At 66.5% G+C, this 16,029-nt stretch carries 17 protein-coding genes; 10 read left to right on the top strand and 7 right to left on the bottom strand.

Annotated elements, in window-relative coordinates; genetic code table 11:
- Positions 1–42: 42 nt before the first annotated feature.
- Positions 43–594, bottom strand: a complete 552-nt coding sequence (locus tag EER30_RS05785; protein ID WP_127498883.1) for a DNA mismatch repair protein MutL — start codon at positions 592–594, stop codon at positions 43–45.
- Between the two features lie 36 nt (positions 595–630).
- On the opposite strand from EER30_RS05785, the gene EER30_RS05780 reads away from it, so the two are divergent.
- From EER30_RS05780 to EER30_RS05760, 5 genes are all read left to right on the top strand, one after another.
- Positions 631–1,317 (top strand): response regulator transcription factor, encoded by a 687-nt coding sequence (locus EER30_RS05780; RefSeq protein WP_127498881.1) that lies wholly within the window; start codon positions 631–633, stop codon positions 1,315–1,317.
- The gene (locus EER30_RS05775) at positions 1,314–2,579 is read left to right on the top strand and encodes a sensor histidine kinase (RefSeq protein ID WP_127498879.1); all 1,266 of its coding nucleotides are present in this window, start codon (positions 1,314–1,316) and stop codon (positions 2,577–2,579) included. The genes EER30_RS05780 and EER30_RS05775 overlap by 4 nt, the downstream gene beginning before the upstream one ends.
- 70 nt (positions 2,580–2,649) lie before the next feature.
- Positions 2,650–3,408 (top strand): lytic polysaccharide monooxygenase, encoded by a 759-nt coding sequence (locus tag EER30_RS05770; RefSeq protein WP_240669858.1) that lies wholly within the window; start codon positions 2,650–2,652, stop codon positions 3,406–3,408.
- 20 nt (positions 3,409–3,428) lie between these two features.
- Complete coding sequence (locus EER30_RS05765) at positions 3,429–3,995, top strand: DUF305 domain-containing protein (protein WP_127498875.1); 567 nt, start codon at positions 3,429–3,431, stop codon at positions 3,993–3,995.
- A gap of 71 nt (positions 3,996–4,066) precedes the next feature.
- Positions 4,067–4,468, top strand: coding sequence for a hypothetical protein (locus EER30_RS05760; protein WP_127498873.1), 402 nt, complete (start codon positions 4,067–4,069; stop codon positions 4,466–4,468).
- On the opposite strand, the gene EER30_RS05755 is transcribed toward EER30_RS05760, so the two are convergent.
- On the bottom strand, positions 4,456–5,334 hold the full coding sequence (locus tag EER30_RS05755) for a YDG/SRA domain-containing protein (protein WP_240669779.1): 879 nt from the start codon (positions 5,332–5,334) through the stop codon (positions 4,456–4,458). The two genes, EER30_RS05760 and EER30_RS05755, sit on opposite strands and share 13 nt — an antisense overlap.
- A 152-nt stretch (positions 5,335–5,486) precedes the next feature.
- On the opposite strand from EER30_RS05755, the gene EER30_RS05750 reads away from it, so the two are divergent.
- Positions 5,487–5,756, top strand: a complete 270-nt coding sequence (locus EER30_RS05750; RefSeq protein ID WP_127498871.1) for a hypothetical protein — start codon at positions 5,487–5,489, stop codon at positions 5,754–5,756.
- Between the two features lie 30 nt (positions 5,757–5,786).
- On the opposite strand, the gene EER30_RS05745 is transcribed toward EER30_RS05750, so the two are convergent.
- Complete coding sequence (locus EER30_RS05745; RefSeq protein WP_127498869.1) at positions 5,787–8,879, bottom strand: DUF3427 domain-containing protein; 3,093 nt, start codon at positions 8,877–8,879, stop codon at positions 5,787–5,789.
- A gap of 113 nt (positions 8,880–8,992) precedes the next feature.
- On the opposite strand from EER30_RS05745, the gene EER30_RS05740 reads away from it, so the two are divergent.
- Positions 8,993–9,832, top strand: a complete 840-nt coding sequence (locus EER30_RS05740; RefSeq protein WP_127498867.1) for a phosphoribosylaminoimidazolesuccinocarboxamide synthase — start codon at positions 8,993–8,995, stop codon at positions 9,830–9,832.
- Here EER30_RS05740 and EER30_RS05735 read toward each other — a convergent pair.
- Positions 9,829–10,125 (bottom strand): DUF3040 domain-containing protein, encoded by a 297-nt coding sequence (locus EER30_RS05735; RefSeq protein ID WP_127498865.1) that lies wholly within the window; start codon positions 10,123–10,125, stop codon positions 9,829–9,831. The two genes, EER30_RS05740 and EER30_RS05735, sit on opposite strands and share 4 nt — an antisense overlap.
- Before the next feature lie 150 nt (positions 10,126–10,275).
- On the opposite strand from EER30_RS05735, the gene EER30_RS05730 reads away from it, so the two are divergent.
- Positions 10,276–12,504, top strand: a complete 2,229-nt coding sequence (locus EER30_RS05730; protein WP_240669777.1) for an LLM class flavin-dependent oxidoreductase — start codon at positions 10,276–10,278, stop codon at positions 12,502–12,504.
- A 395-nt stretch (positions 12,505–12,899) separates the two neighbouring features.
- Here EER30_RS05730 and EER30_RS05725 read toward each other — a convergent pair whose 3' ends face one another.
- Both EER30_RS05725 and EER30_RS05720 read right to left on the bottom strand, forming a co-directional pair.
- Positions 12,900–13,088 (bottom strand): hypothetical protein, encoded by a 189-nt coding sequence (locus tag EER30_RS05725; RefSeq protein WP_127498864.1) that lies wholly within the window; start codon positions 13,086–13,088, stop codon positions 12,900–12,902.
- Entirely contained in the window at positions 13,085–13,408 is a 324-nt protein-coding gene (locus EER30_RS05720; protein WP_127498862.1) for a hypothetical protein, read from the bottom strand. The genes EER30_RS05725 and EER30_RS05720 overlap by 4 nt, the downstream gene beginning before the upstream one ends.
- Before the next feature lie 296 nt (positions 13,409–13,704).
- Between EER30_RS05720 and EER30_RS05715 the strand changes: the two genes are divergently transcribed.
- Positions 13,705–14,598 carry a Sco1979 family transcriptional regulator gene (locus tag EER30_RS05715; protein WP_127498860.1) on the top strand — a complete coding sequence of 298 codons (894 nt, stop codon included), beginning with the start codon at positions 13,705–13,707 and terminating at the stop codon, positions 14,596–14,598.
- 448 nt (positions 14,599–15,046) lie between these two features.
- Here EER30_RS05715 and EER30_RS05710 read toward each other — a convergent pair whose 3' ends face one another.
- Positions 15,047–15,283, bottom strand: coding sequence for a DUF397 domain-containing protein (locus tag EER30_RS05710; RefSeq protein ID WP_127498858.1), 237 nt, complete (start codon positions 15,281–15,283; stop codon positions 15,047–15,049).
- 265 nt (positions 15,284–15,548) lie between these two features.
- Between EER30_RS05710 and EER30_RS05705 the strand changes: the two genes are divergently transcribed.
- On the top strand, positions 15,549–15,800 hold the full coding sequence (locus EER30_RS05705; RefSeq protein ID WP_127498856.1) for a hypothetical protein: 252 nt from the start codon (positions 15,549–15,551) through the stop codon (positions 15,798–15,800).
- The last annotated feature ends 229 nt before the right edge of the window (positions 15,801–16,029 follow it).

Raw genomic sequence — 16,029 nt, 5'->3', positions numbered from 1 at the left:
GCACATACCCACGACCAGGGCGGGTAACCGCTGCTCAGCGACTTATGACCCGATTTCGCTGACCTCGGCGAAGGGCCGGTCGTCCCACCAGGTGGCGTGGATGATGAAGCTGTGCTGCGGCTCGTTGAAGTAGACCGCGAGGTTTCCCGGCGAGTCCTGCACCTTCTGCACCGCCCAGCCGTCGGCCGGGGTGGCGGTGACCAGTTCGACGACGCCGTCCGAGGTCATGCGGATGACGGCCTGGCCGCCCTCGACGCGGAATGACCGCACGTAGGTCCGCTTGCCGTCCTCGGCGGTGGTAACGGTCCAGCCGTCCTCGGTCGTGGGCTTCCGCGTAGGCGCTTTCGTCGTGGGCTTCGGCTTCTTCGTCTTTGTTCTCGTCGGCGTCGGTGCGACGCTTTTCGCCGCCGGAGTGGTCACGGTCGGCAGCGGCGCCGGGAACGCGCTCTTACCCGCGGCGGGAAGCTTCGCGAGCGCCCCGTCCTGAGGCAACGACGTGCGCAACACCGGGAGCAGCGCCACCGACGCCAGCACGATGCTCGTCGCGGTGGCGGCACACCACCCCGCGATCGGCGCCCACCGGGAAGATCGCACGAAGACATCGTCTCATCTACACCTATGGTGTACGCCATGGCGATGATCCTGCTCGTCGAGGACGACCGCATCATCACGGCGGCGTTGTCGCGCGCGCTGACCGACGCGGGCCACGTCGTGCGGCCGGTCGGCCGGGCCGGCGACGCGTTGAAAGTCGTCACCGACGAGCGCCCCGACCTGGTCATCCTCGACCTCGGCCTGCCCGACATCGACGGCCTCGACGCGCTGCGGATGATGCGCTCGGTCTCCGACGTGCCGGTCATCGTGGCCACCGCACGCCGGGCCGAGGCCGACATCATCAGCCTGCTCAGCGCCGGCGCCGACGACTACGTGACCAAGCCGTTCTCGGGCGGGCACATCCTCGCCCGCATCGCCGCCGTGCTGCGCCGCTCACGCTCCACGGCGGCCGCGGCGCCCAGCGCGATCACCGTCGGCGAGCTCGTCATCAGCCCCCGCCAGCGCCGCGCCGAACTGCGCGGACAGCCGTTGCAGCTCACCCGGCGCGAGTTCGACGTGCTGGCCTACCTCGCCGAGCGCGTCGGGCAGGTGATCAGCCGGCGCGAGCTGATGAACGAGGTCTGGAACCAGGCCCGGATCGGCGAGGAGCAGACCATCGACGTGCACATCTCGTGGCTGCGCCGCAAGCTCGGCGAGACCGCCGCGCAACCGCGGTTCCTGCACACCGTACGCGGGGTGGGGGTCATGATGGTCGATCCCCGATGAGGTGGGCACTCAACCGGCTCGCCCTCGCGATCACGTCGATGGTCGCGCTCGCTTTCCTCGTCCCGCTCGCCGTGGCGACGCGCCAGATCGCGTACGACCGAGCAGTCAGCGACGCCCGCCAGCAGGCCACCTTGCTCGTGACCGTGCTCGGCGTCGACGCCGACCCGACCGCCCTGACCAGTGCGGTCGCGAGCACGACGGCCGGCAGCGCGGGGCGGCTCGCCGTCCACCTGCCCGGCGACAACCCGATCGGCGCCTCCCACGCGTCCCCGGCACAGATCGTCATTGCCTCGCAGGACAGGCGCTCCGCCGTGGCGACCGTCGGCGACGGAATCGTCTATCTCCAGCCGACCGTGCTCACCGACGGCCGTACGGTGGTGGTCGAGGTCTTTGTGCCTGGTGGCGAGCTCACCCGTGGCGTCTGGACCGCGTGGATCGTCCTCGGTGGACTGGCGCTCGGGCTGGTCGCGGGTTCGACGCTCTTCGCCGACCGGCTCGGCAGCCGTCTGGTGCGGGCCACCCGCGAACTGGCCGGATCCGCCCGACGACTCGGCGCGGGAGAACTCGGCACCAGAGTCTCCCTGGACGGTCCCTCAGAGCTGCGCGAAGCGGCCAAGTCCTTCAACACCATGGCCGACGACCTGCGCGACCTGCTCGACCGCGAACGCGAACTGGCCGCCGACCTGTCCCACCGCCTGCGCACGCCGCTGACCGCGCTACGCCTCGACGCGGAGGCGATGCCACCCGGCCCGATCGGCGAACGCATGCGCCAGGCGTGCGACCTGCTCGACGAGGAACTCGAGGCGATCATCAAGGGCGCCCGGCTCGGCGTCGAGGCCCGCGGACTCGAGAAAGCCGACCTGGTCGAGGTGCTGGCCGACCGGCTCGCGTTCTGGTCAGTGCTCGCCGAAGATCAGGAACGGCCGTGGGAGGTCGTCGGCGGCGATTCACCGGTCACGCTCGGCTTGCCGCGCAGCGAACTGATCCTGGTCGTCGACGCGATGCTCGGCAACGTCTTCTCCCACACCCCGGACCGCACAGCCTTCCGGGTCAGCGTTTCGTCGGCCTTTTTGCTCGTGGACGACGCTGGCCCCGGCATCGCCGACCCCTCCCTCTCCATCCAACGTGGAGTCAGCGGCGCCGGGTCGACCGGGTTGGGGCTCGACATCGTGCGGCGGGCGGCTGCGCAGCTCGGCGGGCGGCTGATTGTCGAGCGAAGCCCGCTGGGTGGAGCGCGCGTCGGCATCCAGCTGCCTTCATGATTGTTTCCGGTGCCGTTAAGGCCCCCTTATGGAAGTTTTCCTTAGCGTCCTCGCCGTGACTTCAGCTTCGGTGCGCCGCAAAATCGCCTATCCCCTGGCTGCCCTGTTCGTCTCGGCAGGAACGTTGGCGGTCGCCACGCCCGCTCTAGCCCACGGGTACGTGTCGTCGCCGCCTTCCCGGCAGGCGCTGTGCGCATCAGGGGCGGTGTCGTCCTGCGGCCCGATCCAGTTCGAGCCGCAGAGCGTCGAAGGCCCGAAGGGTCTGCGCTCCTGCGACGGTGGGTTGTCGCAGTTCTCCGTGCTGGCCGACGACGCCCGAAACTGGCCCGCAAAATCGGTCGAATCAAAGGTCACGTTCAGCTGGGTGCTGACAGCCCGCCACCGCACCTCGACATGGGACTACTTCATCGGCCGCACGAAGGTCGCGTCTTTCGACGACGGCGGCGCCCAGCCGGCCGCGGTCGTCAACCACTCTCTCGATCTGAGTCGTTTCCCCGGCCGCCAGAAAGTCCTGGCTGTCTGGAACATCGCCGACACCGGCAACGCCTTCTACAACTGCGTAGACCTTCAGGTGGGCGGCGGTGGTGGCTCGACTCCGACAACGCCGCCCACCAAACCCCCGGCGACCTCGCCCACGAAGGCCCCGACTACTCCCGCTACCAAGCCCCCGGCTGCCGGCAGCGGCAAGGCTTGGGCCGCCGGCACGTCCTACAAGACCGGCGACGTGGTGACCTTCCAGGGCAAGAAGTACCAGTGCCGCCAGTCGCACAGCTCGATCAACAGCTGGGAGCCCCCGATCTACACCCTCGCCCTCTGGCTCCCCCTGTGAAGCGCGGTCTAACTGCCCTGATGCTGGTCGCAGCTTTCGGGCTTGGGGCGTGCGGCACCGCTGCGGAACCCACCCCCGCCTCGACAACGACGGCCGCCGTAGCCGAGATCAAGGCCGGCAGCGACCACAACGAAACCGACGTGATGTTTCTGCAGATGCTCGTCTTCCACCAGAAACAGGGCCTGCAGATGACCACCACAGCGTTGAAGCGGGCAAAGAACCCCGAGCTCAAGACCTTGGCCGAAGCCATCCAAGCCACCGAGAAGGACGAGCTGGCAATGATGGAGTCCTGGCTGACCGGCTGGAACGCGAAAACCGACGTAGACCAGGCCCCCAGCCTCCACGCCGACCACGGCGGTCTCCCAGGCACAGGCGAGGCCGAGATCAAAGCCCTGACCACAGTGAAGGCGGACGCCTTCGACAAGGCCTTCCTGAGCCTGTTCCTGGCCCATCAACACCAGGCCATGGAGATGTCGAAGATCGAAACAACCAGCGGCAAGAACGAGGAAACCCGCAAGTTCGCCGACCGAGTACGCCAGTCCCGCCAGGGCGAGATCCAACAAATGCTTAAGCTGATGAACGCCTGAGTTATCCCAGCATCGAGACTCCCCGGTCTGGTTCCGTTATGGGATATATATCCGGCCCCTGGGAGGCTTCGATGCGCTTGTATTCCCTGGTCGTGATGTTCGTACTGGCGCTCTCGGCCCTCGCGTCGGCTGCTCCCGTTCCGGACTGGGATCACGAGGGCTTCGACGCGTCCAACAGCTTCTACAACCCGGGCGAGTCCGCTATCAACGCCACCACCATCAACGGACTCACCCGGCGATGGTCGGTTTCCCTGCGCCGCCACGACGGCGCGTGCGGTGGCCCGTCGGCGCCTTTGGTCGCCGCCGGACTGGTCATCGCCACGGACGAGAAAGGCATCGCGGCGAACCGCGCCCCGACCGGACGCCTCGTCTGGACCTGGGACTGGGACGACCCGGACGATTCGAGCACCCCGTCGATGGCCGTAGTCGGCTCCACTCTCATCCTCGGCAACGCTCGCTGCTACGGAGCGTAGTGGGCCTTGTGGTAGGCCAACTGTTGTGGATCGACCCTATGACGCGCGATGCGCTGAAGCGTCCCGACCACATTCCCGGTGGCGGTGTCCCAAACAGTCCAATCCGGATCGACATAAATCGCGCCCGTATCGAGCATTACGTGGTGATTTGGGCACAGGCAGAGGACGTTGCTCTCCACGTCGGTGCCGTTGTGCGGCTCACCCAAGCCACGGATATGCGCGGCCTCGGCGTACCCGCCGGCGGGTGTGGTGATTCGGGTCCGGCAGATCTGACAGGTGTAGTCATGGAGTCTTTTGACCCTCTGGGCAACGGCCAGACTGCGTACCGGACGCTGGGTGGTAACCGATCGTCGTCCAACCGGGCCGGGGTCTTCGAATCCGTTGACCTCAGGAGGGCTCGACGCTTCCTTGTCAATGACGAGCCGGAAGCGCCACACGCGGGGTCCGTCGATGCCCGGCTCATGCCAGAAATCCGCGACCCGATAGAGCCCGTCGTAACGGAGCCCTTTCGATGGCGAGAAGACCTCATCGCCGCCAGCACCGCGCACCACCCGGACCAGATAGCCCTCGAGCTTGCTCCGGGCGAGGCCGACGTTGCCCTTAGTTAGCGTTTGGTCCTTTACCTGTTTGCGGGTGTTGGGGTCCTGACCACCCTGACCTGTGTAGATGATTTCGTCGCCATTATCTTCGTCGTCGGCGTAACCACCTGACACGACGATCGACTCAGCGCCGTCTTGTCCTCCGCAGATGCCGGCCTGCAGTTCCCGGTGTACTCGTGCGTCGTAGAGCTCGCGGCGATTGACAAAGGTGGAACCAACCGGAACGTTGTCGATCTCCCCGAAGACCCGAGCCATGAAGAGAATCACACCTCGCGCCACGATGGACAGACGCCTACCGCTCGCTCGACAACGTGTCAAGTGCCTAGTAGTCGGGCGCCTCAATAGAGGAAGATGAACGGCTCAGGCGGGCGGCATTTCGAGTACGCCGCATTCGCAACTCGAAGGCTTGCGAGGGGATCATGAGCGAGGTCGAGGTCCTGACGGCGACGGTGCGGTTGTACATCGAGAACACTTACGAGTTTTTCGGCACCCAGATCACCACGCCAACCGTGACGGTGACGCTCCCGGTACCGGACGAAGGAACCGATGACCGAGAGACCTGGGAGTACGACAACGTCTTTGCCCACACGGGCGTGGGGCATACAGACGGCGACTCCTGGTACGACGTGATGATTGTGGAGTCTTCAGCGCCTGAGCTGGTGGGGTTGACATTTGAGTTCGGCTACTGACAACCCTGGTCAGTAGCTGAACTGCTTAGCTCACGCGACGGCAGCTGCGAAGTCCGCGAAGAGGTCGCCTGACAGCGGTGTTTCGAGTCGCCAAGTCACAGCCATTGGGCGTTCGCCCTCGTGGCTGACGTAGGTTGCGGGTCCGAGGAACCAGAAGGCCCGGTCGTCCGAACTGGCCCTGGCGAACAGAAGGATTCGACGCTTCATCGCCACATGTTGCTGATAGCGCTGACCTGTGCGGCTGGCCGCCGTGGTTGTTGACTGGCTCTCCCAGTGGATCAAGTCTGGGCTGATCGCGTAGTCGCGGTACCGGGTCGTTGGCGAAAAGCTCCCGCTGGTTTTGTCGAGTGTGAAGAGAAGAAGGTCGGCGCCGATGCCCGCCACGTCGAGAACCCCCTCGCGCCACTCTGCCGTCTTCGCCGCGTTCCCGTCGCCTACGGCGGCCAAGATCTCGATCCGCGTATAGCGGCCGTGCACCTGAAGTGGGACCTCGTGAATCGCGGGGTGCTGCAGATGGTCAGGCTCGTCTAGCCGGATGAGGAGAAGTTCCCGCAGTTCGGCGAGGACCTGAGGGTGAGCCCACACCATGTCCACCGCGCCCTGCAGGTCGTCGCCCTTGGCCAACACTTGATTGCCGAGGTTGGCGACCAGCATGCGAACCAACCGTCGTTCGACCAAGCCCATCGCGGCCGTGTCCGGGACACCGGCGCTGATTAGGTCAAGGTATCCGCGGATGCGCTGAGGGTCGTCGACGTGCAGTTGCCGCCCAAGAGCTCGGCGTAGTGACCGCTCGTGGGGCCCAGCCGGCGCGACCGTTAGGCCCGCTTGCTCGCGCAGGCTCGACCAGCAATGGTCATCTCCGTAGAGGTCCGCCAGATCAAGCCCGGTCTCGCGCAGGTAATCGGCAAGCGATACCGTCCCTCGAGCCTGATGGATGACCCGCAGCTCTTCAACCTTTGCGGGCCAGCGCGTGGGGACAGCGTCCTTGATGTTCTGGAGCACGATCTTCTGCGCCACCGCGTCCAACTCCATATGGCAACCGGCCGGCAGGAACGGGAACCCCTCCCTGATGGCGCGGTCTAGGTCGCTTCGGGTGCCGCCGAGCAGCGCTCGATAGCGGCGGTCGAAGCGGAACTCTCGCCGGTGCTGGCCCACGAAATCCAGCACAGTGCAGGCGGTCTTGCCCTTCGACTGCCGCAGGCCACGACCGAGTTGTTGCAGGAAGAGCGTGGCGCTGTCGGTCGGGCGCAGCATGAGCAGGGTGTCGATGGTCGGCAGGTCGACGCCTTCGTTGAACAGATCCACCGAGAAGACGACCTGAACGCGACCCGCCTCCAAGTCAGCGAGGGCGCTGGCCCGCTCGGCTTCTGGCGTCGTGCCTGAGACTGCGATTGCGGCGATGCCGAGGTTGCGGAACACCTCGGCCATGTGTCGAGCGTGCGCGACGCTGACGCAGAATCCGAGGCATCGCATGGCTTGGACGTCGTCGATGCGGTCGGTGAGCTGCTGATATACATGTCGGGCCCAACTGCCGCCCGCGACGTATTTCTCCGTCAGGGCGTCGACGTCATAGCCGGCGCCTCTCCGCCACGGCACGTCGCGAAGGTCCACACCGTCGTGGATGCCGTAATAGACAAACGGGGTCAGCCGGTGTTGTTCGATTGCGTCCCACAAACGCAGTTCGGCCGCGATGCGGTCGTCGAACCAGTGCAGGATGGACAGCCCGTCGGTCCGCTCCGGGGTAGCGGTCAGGCCCAGCAACTCACGGGGTTTGAGCTTATTCAGCAGCTTGTCGTATGACTTGGCCGCGGCGTGGTGGAACTCGTCGACGATGATGACGTCGAAGTGATCCTCGGCCAGCCGCTCGAGCCGTTCCTCGGTGAGGTTTTGGATGGAGGCAAAGACGTGCTCGAAGTGGCGCGGCCGTTCGCTCCCCACCCATAGCTCGCCGAAGGAGTGATCCCGAAGGGCATGCCGGAAGGTCTCCTGGCTCTTGTCGAGGATCTCTCGGCGGTGGGCTACAAAGAGCAGGCGGGCCCGGGGTAGCCGCTCACGAAGCCGGGCGTAGTCCACCGCTGCCATCACGGTTTTGCCGGTGCCCGTGGCCGACACCAGCAGGTTGCGGTGGCGGCCGTTGCTCCGAGAGAGCTCAATTAGTTCCAGAAGGCGCTCCTGGAACGGCTCGAGTCGGACTTCGAGCGGACTGATGTACGCCTTGCCGCCCCGCTCCGAACGGCGCAAGCGCTCCAGGGACTCGTCGAACTGCTCGCGCTCGTAATCGACGAAGTCGCGGTTTTCCCAGTAGGTCTCAATGGCCGCACCAATCTTCCGGATGACGTCGGGATTCCGGGCCGCCGAGACGCGGACGTTCCACTCCATCCCGTCGGTTTGGGCGGAGTGTGTCAGGTTCGAGGAGCCCACGTAGGCGGTGCTGAAGGAAGAGTTGCGGTGGAATAACCAGGCCTTGGCATGGAGCCGGGTAACGGTCGTGTCGTACGAGACACGGATGTCCGCTCCGAGTTCGGCTAGCAGGTCAAGCGCCGCTGCCTCGGTCGATCCGGTATAGGTCGTGGTCAGCACCCTCAGCCGGCGACCTCGTTCCACGTGCCGACGAAGCGCGGGAAGCAGGGGCCGGATACCGCTTTTCCGGACGAACGCCATGACGACATCGATCGCGTCGGACGACTCGATCTCCTGCAGAATCTGGAGCCCCACCCGTGGCTCACCACGGGCGTTGGTGAGCAATGCCGTATCCAGAAGTGGGATCAGAGGTCGTGCGGGGACGTGCACCGACCCATCCGGGAGCCATTCGCCGACCGCGGTGAGCACAGCTCCCGGTTCGACCGGTCGATCGTCGGCGACGCCAGCGCGAGGCAACCGTTCGTCCAGGGCCTTGGTCAACAGGTGAGCTACCTCAACCCCGATGGTCACGCGGTCATCACTCGACACCGACTCGAGTGCCTGAAGAACCTGCCGGGCTAGCAGCTGAGCGATTCGATCTGCCGCTTCCGCCGATCGCAGATCGAGCGTTTGGACGAGTTTGGGATCAACCACCGCAAGACGGTTGCTGAGAGATTCGGTCACCAAGGTCTCGTAGAGCCCCGCAGAGAGTTCGTCGGCCACCGCGACAGTTTGCCGGACCGGCAGCGTTTCGAGAGCCGCTAACGGGGTCCACGTGCCCTCGCCGAACGGTCAGATAGCGTGAACCGGTACGCCTGGTGAGCTAAGGGGAGCACGTGGAGCTGTTGCACTCGGGGAAGGTTCGGGACGTCTACGCGGATGGGCAGGACATCCTGCTTGTTGCGTCTGACCGGGTCTCGATCTACGACGTCGTCCTTCCGACGCCGATTCCGGACAAGGGCAAGATCCTGACGCAGCTCTCGCTCTGGTGGTTCGAGCAGCTTGCCGACGTCGTGCCCAACCACGTCATCTCCAGCACTGACGTGCCGCAGGAGTGGGCCGGCCGTGCTGTGCGGTGCGAGAAGCTCGACATGGTCATGGTTGAGTGCATCGCCCGCGGCTACCTGGCCGGCTCGGGGCTCAAGGAGTACGAGCGGGACGGTGCCGTCTCCGGGGTCGCGCTGCCTCCAGGCCTGATCGAGGCGTCCGAGCTGCCTGAGCCGATCTTCACGCCGACGACCAAGGTGCCTCCGGGTGAGGGGCACGACGAGTTCATGACGTACGCCGACGTTGAAGACAAAGTCGGGAAGGACGTGGCGGCTGAGCTCAGGCGGATCACGCTCGAGGTCTACGGGCGCGGCCAGCAGATCGCGAAGGCCAAGGGCATCATCATCGCGGACACCAAGATTGAGCTCGGGTTCGCGCAGGATGGCACCCTGACGCTGGGGGATGAGCTGCTCACGCCCGACTCGTCGCGGTTCTGGGCGGCGGACGAGTGGAAGCCGGGTGGTACGCCGCGCTACCTCGACAAGCAGTTCCTGCGGGACTGGTCGTCGTCGCTGACGGACTGGGACCGTACGGCTCCTGGGCCTGAGATTCCGGACGAGGTGGTCGAAGCCACCCGTAACCGGTACGTCGAGGTCTACGAGCGCTTGACCGGCGACTCCTGGCGTTAAGAGGCGGGGTTCGTACGGCGGCCGGGGAAGACGATCGACCGCGATGGGCGGCCGTTGCGCCTGATGTAGAGGCGCAGGCCGTACGCCACGAAAATCGCGGCGAAGATGGTGCCTGTCCACCCGCCCAGCACGATGCACAACGGCGCGAATGACCAGAGCAGGAACGCCAGGGTCGTGTATAGGCGGGGGCGGGGCACGCCCATCCGGTCCATTCGACGGCAGAATTCTGGGTCGGCCTCGCGGAGCTCCGTCACCAGGCCGTCGAACTTGGCCTTTTCTTGTGGATCGAGCATGGTGACCACCTCCGTCTGACCGTGTGCTCGATGGGCGGATTGATACCCGCCGCGGATGCCGCTCACCCCGTGGCCCCTGTCTCACTTCATGCGGGTCGTGGCTTACATAAACCGCACTGGTGAGGCGCACGGCCGACCTACGATCACAAGGTGGACTACGGTCACCCGATTCGGTTCGGCTCGTTCATCACTCCCGTCGACAATCCGCCGGGGGCTGCCGTCGAGCTCGCTCAGCTCAGTGAGCAGCTCGGCTTCGACCTCGTCTCGTTCCAGGATCACCCTTATCAGCCCGCGTTCCACGACACGTGGACGCTGCTGAGCTGGGTTGCCGCGAGCACCGAGACGATCCAGGTCGCCGGCAATGTGCTCAACGTCGCGATGCGTCCGGCGCCTGTGCTGGCCCGTGCGGTGGCCAGCCTCGACCGGCTTTCCGGCGGACGGGTCGCGCTCGGCCTGGGCGCGGGTGCCTTCTGGGACGCGATGGTCGCGATGGGTTTCCCGCGGCGTACGCCCGCCGAGTCGGTCGATCAGCTCTCCGAGGCCGTCGACGTGATCCGCGAGGTGTGGCGGGCCGGCGACCGGGCCCAGTTGCGCTACGACGGCACGTATTACCAGTTGGCCGGGGCCAAACGGGGGCCCGCTCCCGCCCACGACGTGCCCATCTGGCTCGGCGCGTACAAGCCACGCATGCTGCGCCTGATCGGCACCAAGGCTGACGGCTGGCTGCCCTCGCTGTCGTACCTGAAGCCTGGGGATCTTGGTCGGGGTAACGCGTTCATCGACGAGTCGGCGGTGCGGGCCGGTCGTGACCCGCGGGAGGTTCGCCGGCTGCTGAACATGACCGGCGACCCGGGCAAGAAGTCCGCGCAGTGGGTTGATGAGATCGTCGCGCTCGCACTTGAGGACGGCGTCGGCACGTTCATCCTCGGCTCGGACGATCCGCGCGAGCTGTGGCGCTGGTCCGAGGAGGTCATTCCAGCCGTACGGGAAGAGGTTGCTCGCGAACGAGCGGCGGTCGGTCTCGACACCGCCCCGGTACGCAGTGCCGCCGCGCTCGCCCAGCGCCGCGCCAACATCGACTACGACGCCCTGCCCACATCGTTGACCTCGATCGAGCCGGGTGATTTCGGGTACGCCAAGGTGCGCTCGACGTATATGCGGGGTGGAGCGCCCGGCCTGGTCATCCAGCCGCGCGACGTCGAGCAGGTGGTGGCGGCGCTCGCCTTCGCCCGTGATCAGCGGGTGCCGCTCGCGGTGCGCAGTGGCGGGCACGGCATCAGCGGCCGCTCCACCAACGACGGTGGGATTGTGATCGACCTCTCCGGCCTGCGTGCGATCACCGTGCTTTCCGAAGAGGACAGACTCGTACGGGTGGAGGCCGGTGCTCGCTGGAAGGACGTGGCTGCCGCGCTGGCTCCGCACGGATGGGCCTTGTCGAGCGGCGACTACGGCGGCGTCGGGGTCGGCGGGCTGGCCACCGCGGGCGGCATCGGCTGGCTGGCGCGTGAGCACGGCCTGACGATCGACCACCTGCGCGCGGCCGATCTGGTGCTGGCCGACGGCAGCCGGGTGCACGTCAGCTCGCGTGAACATCCCGACCTGTTCTGGGCCGTCCGCGGCGCCGGCGCGAACTTCGGGGTGGTCACGTCGTTCGAGTTCCAGGTTGACGAGGTCGGCGACGTCGGGTTCGGACAGTTCATCTATGACGCGTCAGACTCGGCCGCGCTGCTCGAGAAGTGGGGCGCCGCGATGGAGGCCGCCCCTCGTGACACCACCACCAACCTGATCATGGCGCCGCCGCGACAGGGGCAGAGCCTGGCCCAGGTGTACGGGGTGGTCGACTCGGACGATCCCGACACGATCATCGAACGCTTGACGCCGCTGGCCGAGGTGGCTCCGCTGCTCGATCAGCAGGTGCAGCTCGTGCCGTACGCCGGGGTCATGAACGTGCCGGACGCGGCCCACGAGGGCCAGGGCGACCCGGTGGCCCGGTCGGGGTTGGTCGATCACCTGACGCCCTCGTTCTGTGCCGAGGCCGCGCGCCTGCTCGAGGCCGGCACCGTCTACTTCTTCCAGGTGCGGTCGGTCGGTGGCGCGGTCGCCGATGTGCCCGAGGATGCGACGGCGTATTCGCACCGGTCAGCTAACTTCTCAGTCGTTGCATTCGGGTCCTCGCGGGATGAACTGGACGCCGCATGGGCACAATTGGGATCCCACTTCCGGGGGCTGTATCTCTCTTTCGAGACCGACCAGAGCCCCGAGCGCATATACGAAGCGTGGCCGGAGAAGACGCTGGCAAGGCTGCGGGAGCTCAAGCGCGAATACGACCCGGACAACATCTTCCGGGACAATTTCAACATCGACCCGACAGTCGATTAACGCCCATCGATCGAGGCGGCCACGTTCTTACTGATCAGGTGACGTGGCCGTTCCAGTTCCTGGTAGGACACGTCGGCGGGAGCGTCGCCGGCTGCTTTGCGCGGGAGCAATTGCAAATGTCCTGGTGGCGGCGCTGCTTCGTATTCATGCAGTGCCGGCAACCAAATGGTGGCGGCTCCGGGGGATTCACGGAACGCGCCGACGCGGTCACGCGCAGACAATGCCGGAAGTGGTACGAGAAATTCCACGCGGTCGAGGCCGGTGCCCGCGAATGGGCCGAATGAGTGCCGAGGGCAGGACGCTTCGGCGCTGGCCGCAACGGGGCTGCAGTGCGAGGGGTCGGCCGCAGGGGCTTGACGGTCGAGCCGTCCTGGGGTTCCGGGCCGACGGCGGGCTCAGGGGAGCGGGCGGGCCGGGGTCGCGTTGGTGGGCCAGGCTGTCTCTTTGCCGCACTCCTGGCAGGACATCTGGTCGCCGCAGGAGGGGCACCACTCATTGGTGCGCCGCAGATGCCAGCCCAGGGCGACGCCGCCTAACAGGCTCAGCAGGCCCACGACGGCCGCGACGGTGACCGCGCCGGTCATGCCGCTGAGTGCCGCACGGGAAGGCCGGACGGGGTGAAGATGCCGCGGCCGAGGTGGCGGCGGTCGACGGCCGGGTCTTCGCCCGAGCGAGCCGTCACGTAGGGCGCGGTGAACGTGTCGACGCCCGTGCCCAGGTGAGCGCCGGGGCGGTAGGTCACGGTGACGGCGCGGGGAGAGGCTGCCTCGATGACGCCGGCGCGCCAGCCGTCGCGGTAGACCCACACGCGGTCGGAGGGGTGGTAGCTGTCGGCGGGCGCCACGTCCGCCGGGTCGCGCTGGGGCGGAGTGATGGACGGGGTAGACGTCGGTGCCGTGGACATCGAGATGACCCTCCAAGATCTCGGGACTCGTTCGCACGGATGGCGGGGGAACGCCACCGCGGCTTGCGTGTCGGCCGAGAAGCCGAACATTCAGCACGCTGTGTCAGCAGACGGTGCGTGTCTGTCAGCTATCATGCTCGCGTACAAGGGCGTTCGCAAGGCCGGATGCACGTGCATCCGCATTGGGCAGACGCCCGAGCGCATGCCCGAGCTGTTTCGTGTTGGACGATCTCCCCCTTAGGATGCTGAGGGACTGCGGCCAGGCAGCCCCTTGACGAGCGATGACGAGGAGCCAGGTGAGCGCGGGTACGCAGCAGGAGGAGGCGCCGACCGGCGGACCCACCGTCCTGCGCATCCTCCTCGGAACCCAGCTTCGGCGACTGCGCGAGGCCAAGGCCATCACTCGCGAGGACGCCGGGTGGGAGATCCGGGCGTCCGGATCCAAGATCAGCCGCATGGAGCTTGGCCGGGTCAGCTTCAAGGAGCGCGATGTCAGCGACCTGCTGACCCTCTATGGAGTGACCGAGTCGCACGAGCGTGAAGCTCTGCTCGTGCTGGCCCGCCAGGCCAACAACCCGGGCTGGTGGCAGCAGTTCAGCGACGTCATGCCCGGCTGGTTCCAGTCCTATCTGGGGCTCGAGGCGGCCGCCACGCTGATCCGCACCTACGAGATCCAGTTCGTGCCGGGCCTGCTGCAGACGCCCGACTACGCCCGCTCGGTCATCATGCTCGGCCACGCCGGCGTGACGCCCGAAGAGATGAACAAGCGCGTCGAACTGCGTCGTCAGCGGCAGCAGATTCTTGACCGCCCCGGCGCGCCGCAGCTCTGGGCGGTGATCGACGAGGCGGTGCTCCGCCGGCCGATCGGTGGCGTCGAGGTGATGAAGGCGCAGATCGAGTTCCTCATCGAGGCGTCGAAGAAGCCCAACGTTCGGCTGCAGATCATCCCGTTCCACGCGGGCGGTCACGCCGCGGCGGGCGGCCCGTTCGCGATCCTGCGCTTCCCCGAGCCCGAGCTCCCCGACGTGGTCTACGTCGAACAGCTCACGAGCGCGATCTACCTGGACAAGCGCGAAGACGTCGACCAGTACGCGATGGCGATGGAGCGGGTCTGCATCGACGCCGAGCCGCCGAACCACACGCCCGAGATCCTGGGCAAGCTGCTGCACGAGGTCGGGCATCCCGCCTGATCTTCCGGCGCGACTGTCTGGAACCGCGCGCCGACGCGGGGTAAGCTCTGCGATCTCGCCTTCGGCCACGAGGCCGGGGTGAGGCATTGGTAAGGGGCTCGTCCACGCCCGCTGCCGACGACCGTGGACGAACCGTTCTACCGTTCTGGGTCCTGCCTGGCTTGAACCGCTAGGCAGGCCCATCTCTTTTTCGGGTACGCGTTCATGATGATCGCGTCGCCCGGCTGTGGGCTGTTGCGATCGGATCGAAGGCTCGTCGGCCGCGACGCGGAGATGGGCGCGTCACGCCCGAAGCGGCCGGCCAGAGGCCAGCGCCTTTCCAACTGTGCCGGTTCGGTGCGGGCCGGCTCGGTGTTCGCCGACTCGTGCCGTACCGGATCGTGATTGTCCGATGCCATCCGAGGCGAACCCTCGCCGGAGGAGATTCAGGCTTTCGGGGTACGCCGGCTCAGGCGAGCAGGTTGTCGAAGTCGCCGTCGCGGACGCCGCCGAGGAACGCCTCGATCTCGGCCCGGGTGTAGATGAGCGCCGGACCCTCGGGGTCGCGGGAGTTGCGCATGGCCACCTCGCCGTTGGGGAGGAGGGCAGTCTCGACGCAGTTGCCGCTGGGGTTGCTGCGCCGGCTCTTCTGCCAGGTGACACCTTCCAACTGGCCGGCGGGGATGCCGTTGACCGCGTACGTCATGTTGAAGCTCCCTTGATTTGCTCCGGCCGGCGATCGTCCGGAGTCAGATGCTCTCCTGTGTGCAATCGTCGCCTCACACCTTGTGCAAATGCACGTGCATTTGGCCTTGCGTACTCACGGGATTGTGAGCATGATAACGCACGTACGCATTTTGCGGGTGTCACTTAGGGTGACATCTTTGTGTGACTGATCGGTCGCGGAAACGGCGTCTGCGGCCCTCGACGCAAGGCTCCCTGGCGGGGGCGTCCTAGCGAGAGGTAACGAGATGGCCGTTCCGAACATCGGTCCCGAGCACTTCGACCAGGGCGACTCCGATACGGGCGAACCGCGTCGGGGGAATCCCGCGCCGCTCTACCGCGACGAGCCGCTCACCGACGACGTCAGTGCCGCGACAACTCGCGCCGCCGTGGTATCACACCGATTCGGCGGGGTTCGGTACGCATTGACCCGGCCGCCCGCCCGCCCGGCGGACCGTCCGCAGTCCACCGAGGAGGAAGAGTCTGATGCCGGCGATTGACGACCGAGCACACTCGACTCCGGAGATGACGGGGCGTCAGCGTTGATCACTTTCCGTGAAGAGAACGGACTCGGTGACGCATCGCCCGCGGCGGACGGTCGCGGGCGAGCCACGGTTACGGACCGTCGCCGCGATGTGGCGCCCGGCGGCGGCCGCGCAAAGTTTGCTTGCCGGACGGCAAATTCCCGAACGCGAGGTCGTCTAAACCTCAGTTGATGAAAATTTCACG

The sequence above is a fragment of the Actinoplanes solisilvae genome (assembly GCF_003999975.1).
In the GTDB taxonomy this organism is placed as follows: Bacteria; Actinomycetota; Actinomycetes; order Mycobacteriales; family Micromonosporaceae; genus Actinoplanes; species Actinoplanes solisilvae.
Note: the sequence above shows the minus strand (reverse complement) of the source record. Positions and strands in the feature narration are given on the sequence as shown.

Bases quoted from the DNA above. Each gene is read 5' to 3' on its own strand.
- EER30_RS05780 (WP_127498881.1), top strand. From the start codon at position 631: ATGGCGATGATCCTGCTCGTCGAGGACGACCGCATCATCACGGCGGCG.
- EER30_RS05775 (WP_127498879.1), top strand. From the start codon at position 1,314: ATGAGGTGGGCACTCAACCGGCTCGCCCTCGCGATCACGTCGATGGTC.
- EER30_RS05765 (WP_127498875.1), top strand. From the start codon at position 3,429: ATGCTGGTCGCAGCTTTCGGGCTTGGGGCGTGCGGCACCGCTGCGGAA.
- EER30_RS05760 (WP_127498873.1), top strand. From the start codon at position 4,067: ATGCGCTTGTATTCCCTGGTCGTGATGTTCGTACTGGCGCTCTCGGCC.
- EER30_RS05750 (WP_127498871.1), top strand. From the start codon at position 5,487: ATGAGCGAGGTCGAGGTCCTGACGGCGACGGTGCGGTTGTACATCGAG.
- EER30_RS05735 (WP_127498865.1), bottom strand. From the start codon at position 10,125: ATGCTCGATCCACAAGAAAAGGCCAAGTTCGACGGCCTGGTGACGGAG.
- EER30_RS05725 (WP_127498864.1), bottom strand. From the start codon at position 13,088: ATGACCGGCGCGGTCACCGTCGCGGCCGTCGTGGGCCTGCTGAGCCTG.
- EER30_RS05720 (WP_127498862.1), bottom strand. From the start codon at position 13,408: ATGTCCACGGCACCGACGTCTACCCCGTCCATCACTCCGCCCCAGCGC.
- EER30_RS05710 (WP_127498858.1), bottom strand. From the start codon at position 15,283: ATGACGTACGCGGTCAACGGCATCCCCGCCGGCCAGTTGGAAGGTGTC.
- EER30_RS05705 (WP_127498856.1), top strand. From the start codon at position 15,549: ATGGCCGTTCCGAACATCGGTCCCGAGCACTTCGACCAGGGCGACTCC.